13 protein-coding genes and 1 pseudogene are annotated in these 14293 nt (G+C 66.6%); 5 read left to right on the top strand and 9 right to left on the bottom strand.

What is annotated here, in order from left to right:
* Window positions 1-7: 7 nt before the first annotated feature.
* Together HU735_RS14195 and HU735_RS14190 are read right to left on the bottom strand one after the other, a co-directional pair.
* Complete coding sequence (locus HU735_RS14195; protein ID WP_186714006.1) at window positions 8-736, bottom strand: class I SAM-dependent methyltransferase; 729 nt, start codon at window positions 734-736, stop codon at window positions 8-10.
* Window positions 733-2160 carry an MFS transporter gene (locus HU735_RS14190; protein ID WP_186714005.1) on the bottom strand — a complete coding sequence of 476 codons (1428 nt, stop codon included), beginning with the start codon at window positions 2158-2160 and terminating at the stop codon, window positions 733-735. Before HU735_RS14190 ends, HU735_RS14195 begins: the two co-directional genes overlap by 4 nt.
* 134 nt (window positions 2161-2294) lie before the next feature.
* Between HU735_RS14190 and HU735_RS14185 the strand changes: the two genes are divergently transcribed.
* Entirely contained in the window at window positions 2295-2615 is a 321-nt protein-coding gene (locus HU735_RS14185) for a heavy metal-binding domain-containing protein (protein ID WP_050705861.1), read from the top strand.
* Between the two features lie 139 nt (window positions 2616-2754).
* On the top strand, window positions 2755-2943 hold the full coding sequence (locus HU735_RS14180; protein WP_028691681.1) for a hypothetical protein: 189 nt from the start codon (window positions 2755-2757) through the stop codon (window positions 2941-2943).
* A gap of 54 nt (window positions 2944-2997) precedes the next feature.
* On the opposite strand, the gene HU735_RS14175 is transcribed toward HU735_RS14180, so the two are convergent.
* The 5 genes and pseudogenes from HU735_RS14175 to ribBA all read right to left on the bottom strand — a co-directional run bounded on the left by HU735_RS14175 (window position 2998) and on the right by ribBA (window position 8264).
* Complete coding sequence (locus HU735_RS14175) at window positions 2998-4146, bottom strand: ABC transporter ATP-binding protein (protein WP_186714004.1); 1149 nt, start codon at window positions 4144-4146, stop codon at window positions 2998-3000.
* A gap of 19 nt (window positions 4147-4165) precedes the next feature.
* Window positions 4166-4975 (bottom strand): ABC transporter permease, encoded by an 810-nt coding sequence (locus HU735_RS14170; protein WP_186714003.1) that lies wholly within the window; start codon window positions 4973-4975, stop codon window positions 4166-4168.
* Window positions 4976-4981: 6 nt separating this feature from the next.
* Window positions 4982-5900: pseudogene (locus tag HU735_RS14165) on the bottom strand (ABC transporter permease).
* On the bottom strand, window positions 5897-6922 hold the full coding sequence (locus HU735_RS14160) for an ABC transporter substrate-binding protein (protein WP_186714002.1): 1026 nt from the start codon (window positions 6920-6922) through the stop codon (window positions 5897-5899). The pseudogene HU735_RS14165 and the gene HU735_RS14160 overlap by 4 nt, the downstream one beginning before the upstream one ends.
* A gap of 220 nt (window positions 6923-7142) precedes the next feature.
* Complete coding sequence (gene ribBA, locus HU735_RS14155; protein WP_186714001.1) at window positions 7143-8264, bottom strand: bifunctional 3,4-dihydroxy-2-butanone-4-phosphate synthase/GTP cyclohydrolase II; 1122 nt, start codon at window positions 8262-8264, stop codon at window positions 7143-7145.
* 78 nt (window positions 8265-8342) lie between these two features.
* Here ribBA and HU735_RS14150 point away from each other — a divergent pair, with 78 nt between their 5' ends.
* Entirely contained in the window at window positions 8343-8636 is a 294-nt protein-coding gene (locus HU735_RS14150) for a DUF1330 domain-containing protein (protein WP_186714000.1), read from the top strand.
* Here HU735_RS14150 and HU735_RS14145 read toward each other — a convergent pair whose 3' ends face one another.
* Complete coding sequence (locus HU735_RS14145; RefSeq protein ID WP_238349816.1) at window positions 8637-9728, bottom strand: TerC family protein; 1092 nt, start codon at window positions 9726-9728, stop codon at window positions 8637-8639.
* A 304-nt stretch (window positions 9729-10032) separates the two neighbouring features.
* On the opposite strand from HU735_RS14145, the gene HU735_RS14140 reads away from it, so the two are divergent.
* Window positions 10033-12267, top strand: a complete 2235-nt coding sequence (locus HU735_RS14140) for a TonB-dependent siderophore receptor (protein ID WP_346655365.1) — start codon at window positions 10033-10035, stop codon at window positions 12265-12267.
* A 34-nt stretch (window positions 12268-12301) separates the two neighbouring features.
* Here HU735_RS14140 and HU735_RS14135 read toward each other — a convergent pair whose 3' ends face one another.
* On the bottom strand, window positions 12302-13201 hold the full coding sequence (locus tag HU735_RS14135; protein WP_186713999.1) for a bile acid:sodium symporter family protein: 900 nt from the start codon (window positions 13199-13201) through the stop codon (window positions 12302-12304).
* A 174-nt stretch (window positions 13202-13375) separates the two neighbouring features.
* Here HU735_RS14135 and HU735_RS14130 point away from each other — a divergent pair, with 174 nt between their 5' ends.
* Window positions 13376-14254, top strand: coding sequence for a Dyp-type peroxidase (locus tag HU735_RS14130; RefSeq protein ID WP_186713998.1), 879 nt, complete (start codon window positions 13376-13378; stop codon window positions 14252-14254).
* The last annotated feature ends 39 nt before the right edge of the window (window positions 14255-14293 follow it).

Raw genomic sequence — 14293 nt, 5'->3', positions numbered from 1 at the left:
GATCATTTCAGCGACTGCAGATCAGTCCGACCTGCAGGCTGTTCTGTTCGAACAGATCCCAATATCCCGGCGGATGCGCCTTCTTGCGGATCCCGCTGATCAGTGGGGCAATCCAGCGCACGTTGCACAGGCCGACATCGTGGGCGGCCTGTTCGTAGACCGACTTTTGCCAGCGGTAATAGGTGAAGTCCGCAGGCGGTGTGCTCATGAACTGCCCCTGGCAGCGCAGGCCGCCTTCCACCGGCTGTTCGTCCAGCACACGGATGCCGTACTCGGTGAAATTGCCCCGGGCCAGATCAAAGGCAGGGTTCGCCGTGTAGGCGATCAGCTGTCCGTTCGGCTTGAGGTTGAGGGCAACGCTTTCGAACATGCGCCGCAGCTCTTCGACGCTGCCGGCGTAGTTGAACAGCCAGGCGGCGGTGACCTTGTCGAACTGGCCGATGCGGCCCATCTGCGCCACGTCGCGCACTTCGTAGGCGATGCCGTCGTTGGCCTGGCGCGCCTGGTAGATCATGCTCGGCGAGATGTCCACGCCGTGCACCCGCGCCGCGCCCCAGTCCTTCAGGCGGCGGCTGAAGAAGCCATGGCCGCAGGCCAGGTCGAGGATCTCTTCGCCGGTCACCTCGCCGGCCATGTAGCGAAACGTGTCGACCTCGACCCCGCGCTGGCTGGCGTGGCTGGTGAAGTCTTCGAACTGCTCGCTGATCCGCTCGTAGACTTCCTTGGATTCCTTCATGGGCGCTCCTTGTTTTCAGAGGTGAGGCGCAGCGCCAACGGCAGCGCCAGCAGCGGCGCGCAGGCGAACACGGCGAACAGCCACAGCGCCGCCTGGCGCGCGCCTTGCTCGCCGCCGGGCTCGACCAGGCCGGCGCCGTTGGCGACCAGGCCGGCCAGGGCCGCGGCCAGGGCGGTGGCGTAGAGTTGCACGGTGGTGATCGAGGCCGAGGCGAGGTTTTCCTCGCCGGGGCGCGCGGCCTGCAGCACTCGGGTGAGCAGGTGCGGCCAGCCCAGGCCGATGCCCAGGCCCACGCCGGCCAGGGCCAGGGCGAACAGGGCCAGGCCCGGCGCGCTGGCGATCCAGGCCGGGGCGGGGGTCAGCAAGGCCAGGGCCAGCAGCGCCACGGCCACCACCAGCGGCCCGCTGCGGATCTGCCAGGCGCCGCCATCGCGGTCGCGCCCGGCGCTGGCCAGGGCGCCGACCGTCCAGCCCGCGGCCATCACCGCGGTCAGGTAGCCGGCGGCCAGCGGGCCGAAGCCATGGATGCGCTGCAGGAAGTAGGGCACATAGATCTCGGTGGTGATGGCCGCCACCAGCAGGCACATCATGGCGAACAGCGCGCCCATCGGTTGCTTGAGGCTGTAGGCGCCCGTGGGCAGCAGGTGGTGGCGCGCCCGCGGATCGAGGCGGGCGATCAGCGCGGCGAGGGCCAGGCCGGCGACGATGCCGGCCAGGTTGATCCACAGGGTCTCGGCCAGGCTGGCCGCGCAGATCGCCAGTACCGAGGCCACCAGGCAGGCGATCAGCCCATAGGCCGGGCGCGCGCCATTGTCGTCCAGGGCCTGGCGCGTCGGCAGGCGCAGGCAGACGATCAGCGCCAGGGCGCCAGCCACCGGAAGCAGCGACCAGAACGCCCAGCGCCAGTGCCCGCCTTCGGCGAACACCCCGCCCACGGCCGGGCCGCACAGCGTGGCCACGCCCCACATCGCCGAGACCAGGGCCATGGCGCGGGGCCACAGGCGGCTGTCGAACACCAGGTGGATCAACGCATAGCTCAGGGCGAACAGGATGCCGCCACCCAGGCCCTGCACGCTGCGCCCGAGCAGCAGCATCGGCATGCTCCCTGCCTGGGCGCAGAGCATCGAGCCAAGGGCGAACACCAGCAGTGCCAGCAGGTAGGCGACCCGCGGTCCGCCACGGGCCAGCAGGCGGGTGGAGAGGGTGGAACCGATGATCGAGGCGACCACGAACAGGGTGGTGTTCCAGGCATAGAAGGCCAATCCGCCGATCTCGTCGATCACCGTCGGCAGCAGGGTGGTGACGATATAGACATTGATGGCGTGCAGGGCGACGCCGCCGGCCAGGGCGATCGAGCGCAGCGCGTTGCCGCCGCTGAGCAGTTCGCCCCAGCGCGCCGGTGGCTGTTCGGGAATGGCGGTCATGTACGCTCCTTGCGTGGTCCTGCGCTGGGAGTCTAGGAGCCGGAAAAGTATTATTCAAGTAGTTGCTTGTGTAATTTGGCCGCGGTGGATTTGGTAGGATCGTGCTCTTTTGTCTTGTTCCAGGAGCGTCACCCATGATCATCAGCACCACCAGCCAGCTCGACGGCCGCCCGATTGCCGAGTACCTCGGCGTGGTCAGCGCCGAATCGGTGCAGGGGATCAACTTCGTGCGCGATTTCTTCGCACGCTTTCGCGACTTCTTCGGCGGCCGCTCACAAACCCTGGAGGGCGCGCTGAAGCTGGCCCGCGAGCAGGCCACCGAGGAACTCATGGCGCGGGCACGGCAGTTGCAGGCCGATGCCCTGGTAGGCGTGGACTTCGAGATCAGCATGCCGTCGGTACAGGGTGGCATGGTCGTGGTGTTCGCCACCGGCACGGCGGTGCGTCTGAAGTAAGGCCAGTTGCCACTGGTCGGGCCAGGAAATTTTGTCCGGCTGGTCCGCAAATGACCGACTAGTCTCACTTCAACGGACCGCGCTTCACTAGGCAGGCTCATTGCCTGCCGGCACGGTCGCCATTGGAGGGAGACAGGGCATGAGCGAATCCTATTTCGAAGACCTGAACGATGCGTTTCCGATCAACAGCCAGGTGCGCTGCGGCCAGGCGGCCGTGCGCCTGGGCTTTGCCAACATGACCCTGGACGAGTCGGAGCAACTGCAACCGGCGCACCTGCAGCGGGCCAAGAAGGGGCGTTTCACGCCGCGTGTCCCGTCGAAGAAGTAAATCCGCGCTGAATCCCCATCGCGGCGCCCACAGGTCCTGTGGGCGCCGTTGCATTCAATGCGCGCCGGCGCCCTTGCTCAGGTCGCTCTCGGCCCATTCGGTGTAGATGCAGGCATCCGCCACCGCCCAGCGCACCCTGACCGGCTGGCCCGGCTGCATGGGCATGCCCGCGGCCGACAGCGCCTTGACTGTCAGTGGCGTGCCGCCCTGGGTGGCGACATGGCAGGTCTGGCTCTCGCCGAGGAACAGCAGCTCGGTCACCGTGGCGCCGACTTCGTTCCAGCCTGCCGGCAGGGGTTCGCGCGTCGCCTGCTCCACGGTCAAGGCCAGGGCCTTTTCCGGGCGCACCATGATCAGCGCCTCCTGCCCGGCGGCCAGCCCTGGTGTCGGGCGAACCGCTACCGGCTGCCCCTCGAAACGTCCCGCATCGTTGCCGTCGGCCGTGAAACGCAGGAAGTTGGAGTTGCCCAGGAACGAGGCGACGAATGCGTTCGGTGGGTTCTGGTAGAGGTCGTAGCCGCTGCCCAGGCCGACAATGCGACCATGGCTGAAGATGGCGATACGCTGCGAAAGGCGCATCGCCTCCTCCTGGTCGTGGGTCACGTAGACGATGGTGATGCCCAGGCGTCGATGCAGCTGGCGCAGCTCGTCCTGCAGGTCTTCACGCAGCTTCTTGTCCAGCGCGCCGAGCGGCTCGTCCATCAACAGGATGCGCGGTTCGTAGACCAGCGCCCGGGCGATCGCCACGCGTTGCTGCTGGCCGCCGGAAAGTTGGGCCGGGCGCCGGTGGGCGAAGGCCTCGAGCCGCACCAGCTTGAGCATGGCATCCACCCGCCGGGCGGTTTCGGCAGCGCCCTGCTTGCGGATCGCCAGGGGGAAGGCGATGTTGTCGCGCACGCTCAGGTGCGGGAACAGCGAGTAGCGCTGGAACACCATGCCGATGTCGCGCTTGTGCGGCGGCACGTTCACCAGCGACTGGCCGTCGACCAGGATCTCGCCGCTGCTCGGCGTCTCGAACCCGGCCAGCATCGACAGGGTGGTGGACTTGCCCGAGCCGCTGGAGCCGAGGAAGGTGAGGAACTCGCCGTCCTGGATCTCGAGGTCGATGTTGTCCACCGCGGCGAAGTCGCCGTAGTGCTTGTTCAGGTTGCGCAGGCTGACCAGGGGCCTGGCGCGTGCGTCGTCTTTCATCACTGCACTCATCGTATTCGTCTCCGGGCGCTCAGGCGTTGCTTGCGTTGCGCCGACGCAGGGCGGCGGCAATGATCATGATCAACAGCGACAGGCCGATCAGCAGCGTCGAGGCGACGGCGATGACCGGGGTCAGGTCCTGGCGCAGGGTGGTCCACATCTTCACCGGCAGGGTCTGCAGTTCGGGGCTGGCCATCATCACGCTGAGCACCACCTCGTCCCACGACACCAGGAAGGCGAACAGGCCGCCGGCGATCATCCCCGGGCGAATCGCCGGAAAGGTCACCTTGACGATCGCCTGCAGGCGCGAGGCGCCGCAGATCACCGCGGCGTCCTCGATCGACTGGTCGAACAGCTTCAGCGAGTTGATGATCGAGATGATGGTGAAGGGCAGGGCGACGATCACGTGGCTGACCACGAAGGCCAGCAAGGTGCCGGTGTAGCCGAGCTTGAGGAACAGCGCGTACACCGCCACGGCGATGATCACCAGCGGCACGATCATCGGCAGGGTGAACAGCCCGTAGAGCAGATCCCGTCCCGGGAAGCGTCCGCGCACCAGGGCGAAGGCGCTGGGCAGGCCCAGGGCCACGGCGGCGAAGGTGGTCAGCACGGCGACCTTGAGACTGGCCAGGGCCGCGTCCATCCATTCGGGGTTGGAAAAGAACTGGCCGTACCATTTGAGCGTCCAGCCCGGTGGCGGGAATACCAGCCACTGCGAAGAGCCGAACGACAGCAGCACGATGAACAGGATCGGCAGCAGCAGGAACGCCGCGATCGCCCCGGTGGTGAGGTACAGGCCCAGGCGCAGCGGGCGGCCCATGGCGTTGGGGGTCAGGAGCATGGCGGCTTACCTCGCGTTACCGATCGGGGATTCCGGTTGCAGCTTCAGGTAGAAGTAGAAGAGCACCAGGGTGATCGCCACCAGCAACGCGGCGGCGGCGCTGGCCAGGCCCCAGTTGAGGAACGACTGCACCTGCTGGACGATGAACTCGGGCAGCATCATGTTCTGCGCGCCGCCGAGCAGGGCCGGAGTCACGTAGTAGCCGAGCGACATGACGAACACCATCAGCGCGCCGGAGAACAGGCCCGAACGGCACAGCGGGAGGAACACCTTGCAGAAGTTGGTCCACGGACTGGCGCCGCAGATGGAACCGGCCTGCAGCACCATCGGGTCGATGGCCTGCATGGTCGCCTGCAGCGGCAGGACGATGAACGGGATCATGATGTAGCTCATGCCGATCACCACGCCAGTGAGGTTGTGCACCATTTCCAGTGGCGCGTCGATCACCCCCGATTGCCATCAGCGCCTTGTTGATCACCCCCGAGGCCTGCAGCAGCACCAGCCACGAATAGGTGCGCGCCAGCAGGCTGGTCCACATCGACAGCAGCACGATGTTCAGCAGCCAGCGGCCCCAGCCCTTGGGTACCAGGGTGATCGCCCAGGCCAGCGGGAAGCCCAGCAGCACGCTGATCAAGGTGACCAGGCCGGCCACCGAGAAGGTGTTGAACAGCACCCGGGCGTAGGCCGAGTTGGCGAACAGTTGCGCGTAGTTGCCCAGGCCCGGCTCCGGCTCGAGCACGCCGCGCAGGAGCAGGCCGATCAGCGGGGCGAAGAAGAACAGGCCAAGGAACAGCAAGGCCGGCAGCAGGTTGCGGCTGCCGCGCCAGCGTTGGCGCAGGGGCGGGCGGCGGGTGGTCGCTCCCGGCACGCCGCTGCCGGCGGCGGCACCTTGCGTAGTGTGCAGGGCGTTGATGGCGACTTTCATTTGACCAGCCACTCGTTCCAGCGGGCCGCGATGGCCTGGCCATTCTTCGCCCAGTAGGCGAAGTCCAGGGTCACCTGGTCCTGGGCATGGGCGGTGGGCAGGTTGGGGGCCAGTTCAGGCTTGAGCAGGCCGACGCTGTCGAGGTTGACCGGGGCATAGGCGGTGAGGTTGGCGAAGTCGGCCTGGCCCCTGGCGCTGCTGGCGTTGGCCAGGAACTTCATGGCCGCGTCCTTGTTCTTCGCGCCCTTGGGAATGACCAGGAAGTCGGCCATCACCAGGTTCTGCTTCCAGCTTACCCCGACCGGCGCGCCGTCCTGCTGCAGGGCATGCACGCGGCCGTTCCAGAACTGCCCCAGCGCCGCTTCGCCCGAGGCCAGCAGTTGCTGCGACTGGGCGCCACCGCCCCACCAGACGATGTCCTTCTTGATGGTGTCGAGTTTCTTGAAGGCGCGCTCCAGGTCCAGCGGGTAGAGCTGGTCGGCGGGCACGCCGTCGGCCAGCAGGGCCAGTTCGAGCACGCCGGGGCTCGGCCACTTGTACAGGGCGCGCTTGCCGGGGTAGGCCTTGGTATCGAACAGCGCGGTCCAGTCCACCGGCTTGTTCGCGCCGAGCTTGCCTTCGTTGTAGCCAAGCACGAAGGAGAAGAAGAATGAGCCGACGCCGTGGTCGGAGACGAAACGCGGGTCGATCCGCTCGCGCTGGATAGCGCTGAAATCGAGGGGTTCGAGCAGGCCCTCGCTGGCGGCGCGCAGGGCGAAGTCGGCTTCGACGTCGACCACGTCCCACTGCACGTTGCCGCTTTCGACCATGGCCTTGAGCTTGCCGTAGTCGGTGGGGCCGTCCTGCACGACCTTGATGTTGGCGGCCTTGGAGAAGGGCTCGGCCCATGCCTGTTTCTGCGCGTCCTGGGTGCTGCCGCCCCAGCTGACGAAGTTCAGGCTGTCGGCCGCCTGGGTGGCCTGGCAGGCCAGGGTCAGCAGGCTGGCGGACAGCACTGCGGTTACTCGTTTGCTCAACAGCATGGTTACGCCCTCGGTGCTTTTTGTTATTCGAGGCGGGCTTCTGTCGCCCGCCAATCGTGTTCGGGGAGCAGCGTCAAACGGGTGGAGCGTGGCCGTATTGTGATTGTAGGTAGGGCCGGCAGAATCAAGGTCTATGGAATGTCATATTATGGTATTCCAAGGTTTTGGCAAGAGGTCGGCGTCGACCGGCCATCACCCCGTGGCTACTGCGGGTGTGGGGTCAGTTAACCAACCCCGGCTCGAATGGAATGCTCTGCACCACCTCCAGTTCATACCCGGCAAGCCCCGCGTACTTCAGTGGTGGCCCCAGGTGCTGCAGCTTGCCCACGCCCAGGTCCTGGAGAATCTGCGCGCCGGTCCCGACTTGCGAGTACACCTTCGACTGCCCACGCTGGTAGGGGCGTGTCGGCTGCGTCAGTTGCGGCACCCGCTCCAGCAGGGCCTGGGAGGATTCGTGGTTGGCCAGGATCACCACCACCCCGGCGCCTTCGGCGGCGACCTTCTGCAGCGCCGCCCACAGCGTCCAGTTGGCGGGGCCCGCGTACTCGGCGCCGACCAGGTCGCGCAACGGGTCGATCACGTGCACGCGCACCAGGGTCGGCTGGTCGCGGCGTATATCGCCCATGACCATGGCCATGTGCACGCCGCCTTCGATGCGGTCCTCGTAGGTGACCAGGCGGAAGGTGCCGTGCACGGTGGGCAGTTCGCGCTCGCCGATGCGCTTGATGGTCTGCTCGGTGCTCAGCCGGTAGTGGATCAGGTCGGCGATGGTGCCGATCTTGATGCCGTGGCGGGCGGCGAATACCTCCAGGTCCGGGCGGCGGGCCATGCTGCCGTCGTCGTTGAGCACCTCGACGATCACCGATGCCGGGGTGAACCCGGCCAGGCGCGCCAGGTCGCAGCCGGCCTCGGTGTGGCCGGCGCGGCTCAGCACGCCGCCTTCACGGGCGCGCAGGGGGAAGATGTGGCCGGGTTGCACCAGGTCCTCGGGGCGGGCATCCGCGGCCATGGCGGCGGCCACGGTGCGCGCCCGGTCGGCGGCGGAAATGCCGGTGGTCACGCCGCTGGCGGCCTCGATGGAGACGGTGAAGGCGGTGCCGAACACGCTGGCATTGCCTGGCACCATCTGTTCCAGGCCCAGTCGCTGGCAGTGTTCGTCGGTGAGGGTCAGGCAGATCAGGCCGCGCGCCTCGCGGGCCATGAAGTTGATCGCCTGGGCGTCGCAGCGCTCGGCGGCGATCAGCAGGTCGCCTTCGTTTTCCCGGTCTTCGTCATCCACCAGCAGGACCATCCTGCCCTGGCGGTAGTCCTCGAGGAGTTCTTCGATGCTGTTGAAAGCCATGCTGCACGCTCATGCTGGTCAGGTGGGTTTTATGGTATACCATAATACACAAATGACCATGCAACAGGAGCGCGACGAATGAAGGCCTACTGGATCGCCCATGTGGATGTCACCGACCCCGAGCAGTACCAGCAGTACACCCAGCGCGCCCCGGCGGCCTTTGTCTCCTTTGGCGGGCGCTTCCTGGCCCGGGGCGGGCGTAGCGAGGCGATGGAAGGGCGCGCGACGCCACAGCGCAGCGTGGTGATCGAGTTCGACTCCTACGAGCAGGCGGTGGCCTGCTACCGGTCGGACCTGTACCAGGATGCCTGCCGCCATCGCCAGGGCGTGGCGCTGGCCCAGGTGATCATCGTCGAGGGGCTCGCCCCGTGATCAGACCCGCAGGTGCGGGTCTTTCTTCTCCGGGTTTTCGCCGGCAGGGCGTGGCGTCGCCGGCTTGTCCGTGGCGGGCAGCGGCGTGTCCTGCACGGCGTCGGTATCGGCGGGGGGCGACTGGTCACGGGTGCGCAGCAGTGACAACAGCACCCCGCCCAGCAGCAATCCAAACGTCACCCCCAGCGATATCCCGGCCGGCACCTTGCCCACCAGCCCGTGCCAGAAGATCTTGCAGCCGATGAAGATCAGCACCAGCGCCAGCGCGTACTTGAGGTAGACGAAGCGGTGCATCAGCGCCGCCAGGGCAAAGTACAGCGAGCGCAGGCCGAGGATGGCGAAGATGTTCGAGGTGTAGACGATGAACGGGTCCTGGGTGATGGCGAAGATCGCCGGCACGCTGTCGACGGCGAACACCAGGTCGGCCAGCTCGATCAAGACCAGGGCGAGGAACAGCGGCGTGGCATAGCGAATCGCCCGCGTCGCCCCGGGCGGCGTGAGCTGGACGAAGAAGTGCCGACCATGCAACTGGTCGGTGACGCGCATGTGCCGGCGCACGAAGCGCAACACCGGGTTGTTGGCCAGGTCCGGGTGGGCGTCGTCCTTCGACAGCGCCATCTTCACCCCGGTGAACAGCAGGAAGGCGCCGAACAGGTACAGCACCCAGGCGAAGTGCTGCACCAGCGCGGCGCCCACGCCGATCATGATCGCCCGCAGCACCACCACCCCGAGGATGCCCCAGAACAGCACGCGGTGCTGGTAGCGGCGGGGGATGGCGAAGAAGCTGAAGATCATCGCCATGACGAACACGTTGTCCATCGACAGCGACTGCTCGACCAGAAAACCCGTGTAGAACTCCAGCGCCGGCTGCGCGCCCAGCTCAAACCAGACCCACAGGCCGAACAGCACGCCGACGCTGAAGTAGCCCGAGTACAGCAGCAGGCTTTCGCGCATCTCGATCTCGCGGTCCTGGCGGTGCAGCACACCCAGGTCGAGGACCAGCAAGGCGATGACGATGGTGATGAAGACCAGCCACAACCAGGCGCTGGTGCCGAGAAAAGGCGTGAAGAGGAAATGCTGCAGAGCCGTCATGAGCCCCTCCTTGATTGTCGACGTTGCAAGGCAACAGTGATTCCGACATGGCGGCGCAAACCGTCAGAGGGGCCCGGCATCACATGCTTGTGAGACTAGTCGCGATCGCCGGGCTTGCCGAATGGCAGGCTGTTACATTTCTTTGCCTGGATCCAATTATTGCGAATTATTCGCAATTGTAAAAAATTCGTAAAAACCCTAGGATGCGCCACAGCCGTCGCAGAACGGGCACATAACCACAACAACTGCCAGTGATTAGCCCCCACTCGTATCGAGCAGACACAACAAGTAGGGGTCGACAAGCGTGCAACGACAGCACTCTCTGAACACGGTTCAAGGGGCAGGGAACGCCACCACCGTCCGCCAGCGTCATCAGCTGGCACTGGCCATCCTCGCGGCAAGCCTTGCCGCATCGGCCGGCCAGGCCTGGGCCGACACGGTCAACGGCAAGGGCACCCTGGAGCTGGGCGCCACCGCCATCACCGACACCGCGCTGGGCGAGACCACCGAAGGCAGTGGTTCCTACACCACCGGCGCCAGCCGCACCGCCACGCGCATGGCCCTGTCGCCCCGGGAAACGCCGCAGTCGGTCACGGTCATCACCCGCCAGCAGATGGACGACCAGAACCTCACCAGCATCAGTGACGCGCTGGCCAAGACACCGGGCGTCACCGTCACCAAGCTCGACAGCAGCCGCGCCGCCTTCAAGGCTCGGGGCTTCGACATCGACAACTTCCAGATCGATGGCATCCCGGCGGCCTTTCGCTTCGGCAACGGCATCGACCAGACCGACCTGGTGATCTACGACCGGGTCGAGGTGCTGCGTGGCGCCACCGGCCTGCTCAGCGGCTTCGGCAGCCCATCGGCGACCGTCAACCTGGTGCGCAAGCGGCCGACTCGCGAGCTGTCCGGCTACGTGTCGCTGGGCGCCGGCAGCTGGGACACCTACCGGGGCGAGTTCGACATCGGTGGCGCGCTGACGCCTGAAGGCAACGTGCGCGGGCGCCTGGTCACGGCTTACGAGGACGGCCAGTCGTTCATGGACAACCTGTCCGAGAAGAAGCAGGTGATGTACGGCATCGTCGAGGCCGACCTGACCGACGACACCCTGCTCAGCGTCGGCCTCAGCCGCCAGAGCAACCGCCCCGAAGGTTCATCCTGGGGGCCGTCGACGCCGTTGCTGGACAACCAGGGCAACCGTTTCGGCATGCCGCGCTCGTTCAACCCCGGCGCCAAGTGGAGCGCCTGGGACAATACCGCCGACAACCTGTTCGTCACCCTCGAGCAGCGCCTGGCCAACGACTGGACCCTCAAGGCCTCGGCCAGCCGCAGCGAGACCGACGCGCCGATGCGCCTGGGTTCGGCGGCCAACGGCTACCCCGACGCGGCCAGCGGGGATGGCATGGGCGTGTGGCTGGGCCGCTACCGTTACCAGACCGACCAGAACGCCTACGACCTCTATGCCAGCGGCCCGTTCCAGCTGCTCGGGCGCGAGCACGAACTGGTGGCGGGCATTTCCCACCGCGATGTGCGCGCCCATGAAAGCAACTGGCCGTTCCTGTTCGGCAGCGCCAACATCTATCAGTGGCGCGGCGAGTATCCCGAGCCCGACTGGGGGCGGCCGCTGTCGAAGGTCGACACCCGCGTGCAGGAAGATGCTGCCTACCTGACCGGTCGCTTCAAGCCTACCGACAAGCTGTCGATCATCCTCGGCGGCCGCCTGTCCAATTGGCAGCTCGACAGCACCCGCCTGGACACCACCACTGCCCAGCGCAGCAAGACCCAGGACCTGGAAGAGAACGGCGTGGTCGTGCCCTACGCCGGGGTGGTCTACGACCTGGACGACAGCTGGTCGGTGTATGGCAGCTACACCAGCATCTTCAAGCCCCACGAGAGCGAGCAGGATGCCAGCGGCAAGATGATCGAGCCGGAGGAGGGTGATGCCTACGAGCTGGGCCTGAAGGGCGAGTTCTTCGACGGTCGCCTCAATGCCAGCCTGGCGCTGTTCGAGGTGCGCCAGGACAACCTGGCCGAGTTCGACCGTACCGATCCGGACACCAACCGTGGCGTCTACCGGGCGATCCAGGGCGCCAAGACCCGTGGCTTCGAGCTGGAAGTGGCGGGCGAGCTGACCACGGACTGGCATGTGCAGGGTGGCTTCACCCATCGCATCACCCGCGATGGCGAGGGCGACAAGATCTCCACCATCGAGCCGGAGAACCTGCTGCGGCTGTCCACCACCTACCGTTTGCCGGGGGTCTGGAACAAGCTCACCGTGGGCGGTTCGGCCAACTGGCAGAGCAAGGTGTGGAAGGACCTGGACAGTCCGGTCACGGCGGGCGAGACCATTCGCTATACCCAGTCGGACTACCTGACCCTGGACGCCATGGCCAGGTACCAGGTGACCGAGCAGTTGTCGGTGACCCTCAACGGCAACAACCTCACCGACAAGAAGTACTTCAACAACCTGGGCTTCTACAGTGGGGGGTACTATGGCGATCCGCGCAACTTCATGCTGACTACCCGCTACACGTTCTGACGGGGCTTGCAGCGCGTCCCAGAAGGTAGGGCGATCACCTGGAGGGACGTTGCTCCAGGACGGTGCCGGCGGCCTTGTGCCCCCGGCTCACCCACCAGCCAAACCCCGCCGCCGTGAAGAACATGATCAGGCTGTAGATCGCCGCCGGCACGGCCATGGTCGCGTTGTTGAGCAGCGTCGGGCTCAGGGCCAGGGCGATGGCCAGGGTGCCGTTGTGGATGCCGATCTCCATGCCGATGGCGATCGCCTGGCGCTTCGGGATGCTCAGCAGGCGCGGCACCCAGTAGCCCACCGCGAGACTGAGCAGGTTGAACAGCAGCGCGGCGCCACCGACGATGGGCGCGTACTCGACCACGGTCTGCCAGTCCTTGGCCAGGGCCAGGACGATGGTGAAGGCCAGGAACAGCGCCGCGACGATTTTCATCGGCTTTTCCATGCGCGCGGCGAAGCGCGGCGTCCAGTGGCGAATCAGCATGCCCAGCGCCACCGGCAGCAGGACGATGGCGAACACCTGCATGACCTTGGCGAACTGCAGTGGGATGGCCTGGTCCGACTCCATGAACCAGATCAGCGACAGGTTCACCAGCAGCGGCATGGTGAGGATGGCGATCAGCGAGTTGACCGCGGTCAGGGTGATGTTCAGCGCCACGTCGCCATGGGCCAGGTGGCTGAACAGGTTGGCGGTGGTGCCGCCCGGAGAGGCGGCCAGCAGCATCAGGCCCACCGCCAGCGCCGACTCGAGGCCGAAGCCGTTGGCGATCAGGAAGCACACCAGCGGCAGCAGCAGGATCTGGCAGACCAGGCCGATCACCACCGGCCTGGGGTACTTCACCACCCGGGCGAAGTCGGCCAGGGTCAGCGACAGGCCCAGGCCGAGCATGATGATGCCCAGGGCCAGCGGCAGAAGGGCGGTGAGCAGCGGGGAGGCGGTCATGGGCGGTCTCTCGGGCGAAGGATTCCGAGGAGTGTAGGTGGTGGCGCAACGATAGCTAATCGCAACTGGCCTGCCTTGGTAACCGATTGTTACCGGGGCGAGCGGCCCTGTGTCACGTTGCGATGCATTGCCCGGCGCAGTAGCATTCGCCCTTTTGCCGAGGATTCGCCTGTCATGCCGTTCCAGCCAGGTCTGCTTGCCACTCCGGTGCCGGCCCATGCCCGCCACCTGTTCTTCGCCCTCGATTCGCTCGAGGCCTTGCCCGCCGTCCTCGACCAGCTGTTGCCGCAGGTCGATGGGCAGCGCCTGATCCTGGGCGTCGGCGCGCCGCTGGCCAAGGCCCTGGGCCGCGAAGTGCCGGGCCTGCGTAGCTTCCCGCAACTGGATGCGGTGGTGGAGAACCCGGCGACCCAGCACGCCCTGTGGCTGTGGCTGCGCGGCGCCGAACGCGGCGAGCTGTTCCTGCGCGGCCAGGCCCTGCAGCAGGCGCTGGCGCCGGCCCTGCGCCTGGTCGACAGCGTCGACGGTTTCCTGCACCGCGGTGGCCATGACCTGACCGGCTACGAAGACGGCACCGAGAACCCGGTGGACGAAGACGCCGTCGCCGCCGCCATCGTACCGGGCGATCAGCCTGGCCTGGCGGGCTCCAGCTTCGCCGCGTTCCAGCTGTGGAAGCACGACCTGGAGTACTTCAAGTCGCTGCCCCAGGCCGAACAGGACAACATCATCGGTCGCCGCCTGAGCGACAACGAAGAGCTCGACGACGCGCCGGAGTCGGCCCACGTCAAGCGCACCGCCCAGGAAAGCTTCGCGCCGGAGGCGTTCGTTGTGCGTCGCTCGGTGGCCTGGACCGACGAGCGTGGTGCGGGCCTGGCGTTCGTCGCCCTGGGCTTCTCGCTGGATGCCTTCGAGGTGCAGCTGCGGCGCATGAGCGGGCTCGAGGATGGCGTGATCGATGGCCTGTACCGCTTCAGCCGGCCGTTGACAGGGGGGTACTACTGGTGCCCGCCGTTGGCTGAAGTCGGTGCTGACCTGCGACTGTTGCTGGGCTGATGGATACTGGGGCTGCTGCGCAGCCCTTTCGCGGCGCAA

The organism is Pseudomonas sp. BW16M2 (assembly GCF_014268865.1).
In the GTDB taxonomy this organism is placed as follows: domain Bacteria; phylum Pseudomonadota; class Gammaproteobacteria; order Pseudomonadales; family Pseudomonadaceae; genus Aquipseudomonas; species Aquipseudomonas peradeniyensis.
Note: the sequence above shows the minus strand (reverse complement) of the source record. Positions and strands in the feature narration are given on the sequence as shown.

Excerpts from the sequence above, each read along its gene's own strand:
- HU735_RS14195 (WP_186714006.1), bottom strand. The coding sequence starts at position 736 with ATGAAGGAATCCAAGGAAGTCTACGAGCGGATCAGCGAGCAGTTCGAA.
- HU735_RS14190 (WP_186714005.1), bottom strand. The coding sequence starts at position 2,160 with ATGACCGCCATTCCCGAACAGCCACCGGCGCGCTGGGGCGAACTGCTC.
- HU735_RS14185 (WP_050705861.1), top strand. The coding sequence starts at position 2,295 with ATGATCATCAGCACCACCAGCCAGCTCGACGGCCGCCCGATTGCCGAG.
- HU735_RS14180 (WP_028691681.1), top strand. The coding sequence starts at position 2,755 with ATGAGCGAATCCTATTTCGAAGACCTGAACGATGCGTTTCCGATCAAC.
- HU735_RS14175 (WP_186714004.1), bottom strand. The coding sequence starts at position 4,146 with ATGAGTGCAGTGATGAAAGACGACGCACGCGCCAGGCCCCTGGTCAGC.
- HU735_RS14170 (WP_186714003.1), bottom strand. The coding sequence starts at position 4,975 with ATGCTCCTGACCCCCAACGCCATGGGCCGCCCGCTGCGCCTGGGCCTG.
- HU735_RS14160 (WP_186714002.1), bottom strand. The coding sequence starts at position 6,922 with ATGCTGTTGAGCAAACGAGTAACCGCAGTGCTGTCCGCCAGCCTGCTG.
- ribBA (WP_186714001.1), bottom strand. The coding sequence starts at position 8,264 with ATGGCTTTCAACAGCATCGAAGAACTCCTCGAGGACTACCGCCAGGGC.
- HU735_RS14150 (WP_186714000.1), top strand. The coding sequence starts at position 8,343 with ATGAAGGCCTACTGGATCGCCCATGTGGATGTCACCGACCCCGAGCAG.
- HU735_RS14145 (WP_238349816.1), bottom strand. The coding sequence starts at position 9,728 with ATGACGGCTCTGCAGCATTTCCTCTTCACGCCTTTTCTCGGCACCAGC.
- HU735_RS14135 (WP_186713999.1), bottom strand. The coding sequence starts at position 13,201 with ATGACCGCCTCCCCGCTGCTCACCGCCCTTCTGCCGCTGGCCCTGGGC.
- HU735_RS14130 (WP_186713998.1), top strand. The coding sequence starts at position 13,376 with ATGCCGTTCCAGCCAGGTCTGCTTGCCACTCCGGTGCCGGCCCATGCC.